Below are 8,618 nucleotides of genomic sequence, written 5' to 3' on the forward strand. Positions count from 1 at the left end.
AAAGATGATGTATGGCCTTGCTGAGGGGAAAGGAACAGACCCATAACATCAACCCAAATAGCAAAGCTCTTTGAAATCATGGCTCCAAATCAAAACGCAGCAGGGCGTTAATGGGAAAGGACTGCCCCTACAGTATCCAAACAACCACAAGTCAGTGGTTAGAGAGATCAAAACTGGGGTTTCTGGCACCAAACACCCCAAACTCTCCCAAATAACGAAACATAAATGCCCATAGACAGGCCCCCGGTTTTCCCGAAAAAAACGGGACAGGCTGTCCAACTAAGTTTTAACCGCAATCTAAGGAACTCCATCTTAGATAGTTATTTTTTTTGGCTAGATTGCGTTTAAAACTCTTTATGTTGTGTGGCATGCGAAACGATAGACAGATGCATTACCAATTACAGGTAAAAAAACCGAAAGAACTTCTGACATATCTCATTGATTCCCTCCCGACAGACTCATTAATGAGTTTTGAAGGAGATTTGTCTAAAATTCGAGAAACTGGATATACTTTTTCAACTGAAGAACAAGGCAATTTGACCCGCAACACAAGGACACCTAAACAGGACTTCAGGATTTTCAAACTTAATGAAAAGACAAAGGAATTTTTGAAGAATGATTTCCTGAACAGAGTCGGAATCCGAAAAAACGTAATCCATGTTTTAGCTGAAATGGATGACAGACTGATTTTTGCAGCCTATGACAATTTCGACCAAGAATGTGTCTCGCTATTGAAATCCAAAGTTCATAATGACGATTTTATTCATGAACTAATGCAAGAAAAAATTTTAAAGAAATAAAAAAGCACGACCACACAACAACACCTAAAGCTAATGCGGCCAATACGTCTTCGGCAGATACAGACGCGGTTGACGATGACGATCCCGGTTCTATAGGAATTTTCGGTTAACCGCACTAGCTTTAGCCAAAACGTTACCTGCAAGCAAAAGAGAAAAAAATGAACCAAGGAGCAAAATTTGTTAGAGCTGATTTACATATTCATTCTTATGGTGAATTTGGATCTTATGACGTAACAGATACGACTAATACACCAGAAGCAATTGTTGATACAGCTGTAGAAAAGGGATTGTCTATAATAAGTATTACTGATCATAATGAAATTCAAAATGTGAACTTAGCATTAACACATTCAATTGGAAAAGGCATTTTAGTTATACCTGGAATAGAAGTATCTACAACACAAGGTCACCTTTTGTTATATTTTGAAACTTTTGCAAACTTGAGGTCATTTTACGGAACACTAAATGTGAGCGCTGACAAGGAAACGACTACTCAAGGAATAATTGAATGTTTAGACAATGCTAAAAGATTCAATGGCTTTGGTGTTTTAGCACATATCGAACTATCATCTGGCTTCGAAAAAACAATAGGACGTTTTGGACCTCCAATTGAACAAGTTATTAAACATCCCAACCTCCTTGGATTGGAGATAAGTTCAAAGGCATCAATAACATCCTATACGGATCAAGATGAAAGTGATGACAGAAAACGTCTTATTAACCTAAGAAGGTCAGAATTAGAATTAGAGCCAAATTCTGATTTAGCAAAACTCATGTCTTCAGATTCACATAGCTTAATTAAATTAGGTACAAATGCCCAAGGTGAAACCAAACTGACGAGAATAAAGGTTGATGAGCTCACTTTTCAATCATACAAAATTGCGTTAATAAATCATGAGTCAAGAATCAGATTAGAAAATTTCATACCTGAAAGAAGGCCAACAATTAAAACAGTTAAAATTGAAGGAGGGTTATTAGATGGACAGGAAATTTCTCTTAGTAGAAATTTGACTTGTATAATTGGCAGTAGAGGTGCTGGAAAGTCAACTCTAATCGAAGCAATTAAAGCGACAATTGGAAATCAAACAAATTCTAAAGTAATTGATTCAGAGGTCTGGCCGCAAAAAATAGCTGTCCAGTACGAGGATGAAGCTGGGAACAATTTTGAATTTACAAGAGAAAAAAACAATACAAACTATAACATAACTGACCCAATTAATGGAATTTCCAAAGTCGATATTGAAAGTTATGGGCAAGGAGAAACTGCAGAAACATTGCAACATAGTGACACAAATCCAAATGTCTTAATTGATTTTTTAGATGAGTTTTTAGACTTGTCATCCTATAGAAATGAAGAGAAAGATATCATAACGAAACTGAGAGAGAATCAAAGTGAGCAGAAAAAACGAAGATTAGAACTACTTGCACTTCCTGAAACTGAGAAGACTTTAAAAAATGAAAATTTAAAGCTTAAAACTTTGCAGAAAGAACAAGCTGGTGAACTTGTACTATATCAGAATGCTCTAATTAAAGAGCGACAACTAAGAAAGGAAATCATCGAAGATCTGAAACAATTGATCGATACCTATAAAGAATTGTTGAATGATAAGACTATTTTTGATGACTTTAGCAACCTTACAGACGAGGACATCATCGTTGGAAAAGAACAATTTGCTAAAGTTAAAGAAATTGTTGAGAGTTTTTCTGATGCAGTTACTTCGAAATCAACGGAATTAAATGAAATTCTATCTAATAAAATTGTTGACCTTAAAGTTCAACTATTAGAATGGGGAAGCAAGGAAAAAGAAATTCAAGAAAAAATAGATTTAAAAAAAGTCGAGTTAGAATCTAAAGGTATTCCGTTTGATCTAGGGAAGATAAATCAAATTTCAAAAGACATAATTGATCTCACAACAAGAGTGAAATATTTAAACACTCGCAAAAAAGAACTTGAAGAATTGCAAAAGGAAAGAGTTGTAATGCTTAAGAGAAGGAAGGAAATTAAGGATAAGATCTATTATTTAAGATATGCCTTTGCGTCCGAAGTGAATTCAAATTTAAAAAACACTATGGATGGTCTTCATATCACTTTAAAATATCACCAAGGTCGACATTCCTTTGAGTTTGAAGAAATGGCCAAACAGAAATTTGATTGGCGAACTACCCAAACACAAAGAACAAAATCAATTTTAAGACATTATAGCCCGCTGGAATTTCTTGATCTTTGCTTGAAGAATAATATAACTGAACTAATGAAGATTCGAGATGAAAATTCTAATCAAGCATTGTCAACTTCGGAGATTAAGAGAATATGCTCAATTATAAAATCTGATTTCAATTATGAAGACTTTGAAATAGTTGAGTTCGATGATTTACCTGAAATTTTAGTTACAAAGCTATTTACAGATGAGAATGGTAAACAAATAAGGCAGACTAAACAAATATCTCAACTTTCATTAGGGCAGCAGCAGTCAGTTTTATTAGGAATATTGATGCTCTCAAAAAGTAACAAGCCTTTAATTATCGATCAACCAGAAGATAATTTAGATAGTGAATTTATTTATAAGACCATAGTTAAGAATTTAAGAACAATAAAGGAAAGAAGACAAGTCATCATTGTGACTCATAATGCCAACATTGCTGTTCTTGGCGATGCAGAATTGATAATACCTTTGAAAAGTACAAATATTAAATCTCATATTCTTGATGAAGGATCAATAGATAGAGCAGAAACAAGGATCAAATGCTGCGAAATTCTTGAGGGAGGGAAAATTGCGTTTACTCGAAGAAAAGAGATTTATGGAATATAAAAATAGCCAGCAGGTAACAAGTGATATGAGATCAGACTTGCTATCGCTGCATCCGCTCCATATCACCGATCCGTTGTGCAACATTTGAAAAGAAAATCGTGAAACATATAATATTCATACTTCTGATTTCAATAACTGCTTGTAACGAGCAGACAAAAAAAGCTGACCAGACTATTGAGAAACAGACTGAAAATATCTACTTCCAAGTTCCTGACTTGACCTATGTGATTATAGACTTTAAAAGTGATTGGTATTGGTTGTTCAAGGATGCGAAGCCTGCGACACTTACAGAAAATGAACTCATTGAAATTGAGAGTATAATTGAAAAAGCTGTAAAAGAAAATAATGAACAGCAACGAGAAAGTCTTGAAAAACACAATAAGGAATATCCTGACAATCAATGGACAGAAACAGGATTTGAATTAAGCACGAAAGGATTTAAACGACAGTACGTACCCGTTTTAAACAGTCAAGGGCAGAAAGAAATTTGGATTAACTTTTTCTGTGATGATTGGGGAAATGAAAATTGGAAATCAGAACTTATGGAAGTTGATGATGGTGGAAACTGTTATTTCAACTTGAAAGTAAATTTGGAGAAGGGGACATATTCAGAACTATACATAAATGGATATGCCTGAAAATGAATAAAAAACGTTGCACAATAACTAAGCATTCTGACGGCTGGAACAGCCTAGTCTGAATGCAGTGTTGAACGAAGAGTGTTGGGAACTTGGTTTACTATGGGGAATGGTTTTCCCTGTTTTATTTTTCAATGGTTGGAAGATGAAAAAGTTTGGTAGTTATAGGTTTATCTTTTACGTTGTTTTGTTTTTTTTAGGAGGCTAAAGTCACTTTTACGATGTTTTAAGCGTGATTATTAGGTGGTTTTTCCCTTTTGGACATACCTTTCCCATTAAGCTAACAGGCGCTTTTTATTTTGCTTTCTGATTTTATTAAACCAGTTGGCTGGTGGCCCCCGTTGGTCAAAACATGCCACTGTATGCAGTTCCCCGGTTTTGCAACTAGGGCACTTTCTGAGCATGGAATCAGGTTTTTCCCCTACTTCTATTACGACCTGACCGATCTGCCTGTCGATATTGACTTTATGTGTGGCCTTGAAGGCACTGGCTAGGATTCCATAATGTCTGATCCGGGTAAAACCCTTTGGTAAGACATGTAGCGTGAACCTTCTTAGGAATTCAGGAGCTGTTAGCGTACAAGTTTCTTTTTTGCCCTGATTACGGTAGTTCTTTACCATAAATTTAACCTCGCCGTTTTGAAGTGATTTGATCCGTTGGTTGCTGATGGCGATTTACCCCGTAGGATTTTATTAAATTACATCAAAAAAAGCATGGACAAATATTTTTATGTGTATGTTCTTCTCAGTGAGTTTGATGGGCAGTTTTACACTGGGTATACTTCTGATTTAAAAGCAAGGGTTGAACATCATAACCAAGGTAAAGTGCTTTCGACTAACAGGAGAAGGCCATTAAAGCTAATCTATTGGGAAGGATGTTTAAATCAACAGGATGCGACCAGAAGAGAAAAGTATTTGAAATCAGGGAATGGGAAAAAGTATTTAAGGAATAGAATTTCCAATTACTTCAATAATCCAACGGGGTGAATGGGAGTACCTGCCCAGGTGAGTATTCCACTCCATAGTATACCAGTATTCCAGAGTAAAGTATACCAGTGATTCCAGGGGAAAGTATACCAGTAAGCAGGTTTTCGATTTAGTATTATTTCCTGTTTGCGCTTAATTTGAAAATAGTATTAAGCAGAAGGGGTTGGGGGCATAGGCCATATTTCCCCAACTCTGAGGCTAAATAGGTATATATACAATTGTTAGCATTTATTATAAAAACCAATTATATGATATTTACAATAAGAAATAGAATAAAAAATATCCTAGAATTCTCAAGCATTAAATTAGCCGCTTTCTCATTATTGATTCTGATCTCTGCTTGTAACGAGAAGGAGGAATCCCACAGAAAAAATCAAGTGCAACTGCCCAATCAGAAGAACAATAGCGTGAACGAAAAAACTTACACAATAAATTCGCGAACTTTCAATGTGCTGGATTATGGTGCAGTGGGCGACGATAAGATGGATAATACTGAAGCACTTTCAGCCTGCCTGAAGGCGGTGATCGAGGCGGGAGGCGGGAAAATGATTATACCCAACGGGATCTATCGCGGAAGAATCGTTATTCCCGGAACGAAAGAGTGGATCACGGTCGAAATCATTGGCGAGAGCGAACCGACTCCGGTATTCGGGACGATCGGCGCATTCCCGTACCAAAATAAAGGCACTATCGTCAAGAGTCTCGCAGAATCCGGCCCCGCTGTCATCTCCGCCAGTAACTCACCTGAGAAGTTGTACATGCAATTCTCCGGGGTCAACGTAGTTCTCAGAAATCTGGATGTCCGAACCTATGATAATCCTGGTATCAATGGCGTCGATCTGGAGAACGCGGCGCAATGCAAGATAGAAAACGTATTCATCAACACAGGCATCTACAACGTTCAGGCCTCCAAACCAACCCATGGCACCAGTGGCCTGATAACCCCGGCTTGCAATAATGCGGCATGGACTGTCCTGCGCAACGTGGTTGTAACAGGGTATCATACCGGTATCATGATCAACGAGCATACGGATGGCGACAACATCGTTGTAGCCTCCAACATCAACGGTCTTGAATTCCTAAATGCCAATCACGCTTCCCACTTCGCTCGGGTGGGCACCTACCGCAATACCCATCATCTTACAGTGTCAGGCAAGCACGCATTCTCGATTGATCAAATGAAAACGGAGATGCCAGGTAAGGGACAGACAGACGCAGGAAATGCATGGCAGAGGCTTGTCAGTGACATCAACGATCCCAAGAACCTGGGCTTCGGTGACATCAACTACTGGGTCGTCGAGGGCAATGTCGGGGCAGTCGATAAGTTTATTAAAAACGGGGGTGCTTCAATCCGGACCCGACGGATCGGTTCCGCTCCGGCCACCGACAAAACTAAACCTATATAAGGTAAGAAAATAGGTAGATTGTATAAGTAACAAATGCTAACAATGTATGCTAAAGATGTGTATATACAATTGTTGGGGTGCATTCCAATTTTCATCCTTACAATCATAATCTGAATTCACGACAACAATCAATTAATAATCATAATTCATGAAAAGTAATTGATTTTCAGGAGGTTGTTCCTTTGTGTTGTTTTGATGATTAAGTGGGCTTTTCTGATGGTTTAAGCGGGATTTTTGTGCTGTTATTACCATTTGGTCACCTGCTCCAATAATACTATTTGATTCTTACTGTTTTTGCTTCAAAATCTTTAAACAAGCCCATCAGATCTAACTGGAAAGTCCTATTATTGGCAATTCCAATAAAAAATTTGGTCTTTCCCTTAGAATTTTTGACCGAAACACTTAATTTGATAAATAATAGACCTAAGTAGTTGATAGCATAGGTCATGTATACGCAACTCGTAAGCTAAGCATATAAATAATTGGCGAAAAAGATAAATAAATATCCTTATACGTTCTAAATGTTTCTTCGATAAATGAGCAAGCTGAAAATTTGTCTGTTTACTATATTGGCTGTTTTTTGTGCTTCTTCGGTGAAGTCGCAAAATGAATCCCCGAATGAGACCTCTGAAAATGAAATACTTTTCAAAATTTTTCAGTTCCCTAAAAATCAAATACCACGTATAGATGGGAAATCGGATGACTGGGAAATAGTACCAGGTTCATATGTATATGGCAATGAAATGTTGAAAGATACAGAGGATGGATTGGGAAACGCTATTGATCATACCGGCGATTTGGAGGTAAGCGTAAAGGTAGGCTGGGTAGAGGGTTTGAACAGGCTATACTTTTTGTATGAAGCTACTGATGATTTTTGGGATTTTGGGAGGTTTAGTAACAAAGGGTACCTCAATGACATTTTCGAAATAGTGGTTGATGGCGACCTTTCCGGAGGTCCTTTTATTTATAATCCGGCTTATACTAAAGAAGACCTGAAGTGGGATAGCAAAACGGAGGCCTATTTAGAAAATCATTTCACTTTTAGTGGTGTCCACGCTCAAAATTACCATATCAATACCCCGCCTGTAAACAACGCATGGGTTTTGATTTGGGGAAATCAACATTGGATAGGTGATTTTCCTCAATCAAATTATGCTTATGACTACAACTTTGAACCTGGGGAGGAAGGAAAGCTCGTTTTGGAATTTTGGGTGACACCTTATGATTATGCCCCTTATGAAGGCCCTGAAAAGGCCATTGAATCGAAACTCATTGAGGGTGATAGTATTGGACTTTCCTGGTCGATATTGGATTTTGACGGAGGGGAAAGAGAGGGGCATTTCAATTTATCCCATGATGTGCGGATGGTAAAAGATGCAAGCTTCCTACGCAAGTTTAAATTGATGCCCATAGAAAGCGAATTAAGGGATTTGATCAAGGCAGAATGGTCTTTTGAAGTAATAGATATGGAAAAGAAGCGTGTAGCCTTCAGAGATGAATCACAAGGAGAGATATTAATATGGGAATGGGATTTTGGGGATGGAAATTACTCCAATGAACAACATCCGATCCATCAATTCAAAGAAAAAGGAATTCACAAAGTGGTGACATTAACCGTAGAAGGGCCTGCCGGTAAATCTAAACACACGAAGTATTGGGAAGTAATGATTAGATAAATATTGTTTTGAAGAAAAGGCTTTGGCTCTTATAGCGTAGGAGATAGTGATTCAAGGAAAAAAGATATTGTCAACTTCCTGAAATGGTGAAAGGCAAGATGGATGAATTTTTTTTAGGATTATTCCGGATTATGTAATAGGATTTCCTGGCCCTGACGATTGTCAGGGGTGATGCCTGTCCCGTGTTTACGGGAAGTGTTGCAATCGCAAGAAAATCAGGCTGTTTGGAGATTTTAGCATAGCACCGCTATGGTGAAATTGAAAGCAGCAACGAAGTGGCTGATTTTGAAGCGATTTCAGCA

At 37.6% G+C, this 8,618-nt stretch carries 6 protein-coding genes and 1 pseudogene; 6 read left to right on the forward strand and 1 reads right to left on the reverse strand.

What is annotated here, in order from left to right; all coding sequences use genetic code 11:
- Window positions 1-368 precede the first annotated feature (368 nt).
- The 3 genes from AC13EX_RS01750 to AC13EX_RS01760 all read left to right on the forward strand — a co-directional run bounded on the left by AC13EX_RS01750 (window position 369) and on the right by AC13EX_RS01760 (window position 4,248).
- Window positions 369-800 (forward strand): hypothetical protein, encoded by a 432-nt coding sequence (locus AC13EX_RS01750; RefSeq protein WP_482891300.1) that lies wholly within the window; start codon window positions 369-371, stop codon window positions 798-800.
- 158 nt (window positions 801-958) lie between these two features.
- The gene (locus AC13EX_RS01755) at window positions 959-3,610 is read left to right on the forward strand and encodes a TrlF family AAA-like ATPase (protein ID WP_482891301.1); all 2,652 of its coding nucleotides are present in this window, start codon (window positions 959-961) and stop codon (window positions 3,608-3,610) included.
- Between the two features lie 98 nt (window positions 3,611-3,708).
- On the forward strand, window positions 3,709-4,248 hold the full coding sequence (locus AC13EX_RS01760) for a hypothetical protein (RefSeq protein ID WP_482891302.1): 540 nt from the start codon (window positions 3,709-3,711) through the stop codon (window positions 4,246-4,248).
- Window positions 4,249-4,523: 275 nt separating this feature from the next.
- On the opposite strand, the pseudogene AC13EX_RS01765 reads toward AC13EX_RS01760, so the two are convergent.
- Window positions 4,524-4,922, reverse strand: a pseudogene (locus AC13EX_RS01765) (transposase); the annotation flags it as partial.
- 39 nt (window positions 4,923-4,961) lie between these two features.
- Between AC13EX_RS01765 and AC13EX_RS01770 the strand changes: the two are divergent.
- From AC13EX_RS01770 to AC13EX_RS01780, 3 genes are all read left to right on the forward strand, one after another.
- Complete coding sequence (locus tag AC13EX_RS01770; protein WP_482891303.1) at window positions 4,962-5,234, forward strand: GIY-YIG nuclease family protein; 273 nt, start codon at window positions 4,962-4,964, stop codon at window positions 5,232-5,234.
- 248 nt (window positions 5,235-5,482) lie between these two features.
- Complete coding sequence (locus AC13EX_RS01775) at window positions 5,483-6,640, forward strand: glycosyl hydrolase family 28-related protein (RefSeq protein ID WP_482891304.1); 1,158 nt, start codon at window positions 5,483-5,485, stop codon at window positions 6,638-6,640.
- Window positions 6,641-7,176: 536 nt separating this feature from the next.
- Entirely contained in the window at window positions 7,177-8,316 is a 1,140-nt protein-coding gene (locus tag AC13EX_RS01780) for a PKD domain-containing protein (RefSeq protein WP_482891305.1), read from the forward strand.
- Window positions 8,317-8,618 lie beyond the last annotated feature (302 nt).

Source organism: Cyclobacterium sp. L-R, assembly GCF_056859355.1.

Bases quoted from the DNA above. Each gene is read 5' to 3' on its own strand.
- AC13EX_RS01750 (WP_482891300.1), top strand. From the start codon at position 369: ATGCGAAACGATAGACAGATGCATTACCAATTACAGGTAAAAAAACCG.
- AC13EX_RS01755 (WP_482891301.1), top strand. From the start codon at position 959: ATGAACCAAGGAGCAAAATTTGTTAGAGCTGATTTACATATTCATTCT.
- AC13EX_RS01770 (WP_482891303.1), top strand. From the start codon at position 4,962: ATGGACAAATATTTTTATGTGTATGTTCTTCTCAGTGAGTTTGATGGG.
- AC13EX_RS01775 (WP_482891304.1), top strand. From the start codon at position 5,483: ATGATATTTACAATAAGAAATAGAATAAAAAATATCCTAGAATTCTCA.
- AC13EX_RS01780 (WP_482891305.1), top strand. From the start codon at position 7,177: ATGAGCAAGCTGAAAATTTGTCTGTTTACTATATTGGCTGTTTTTTGT.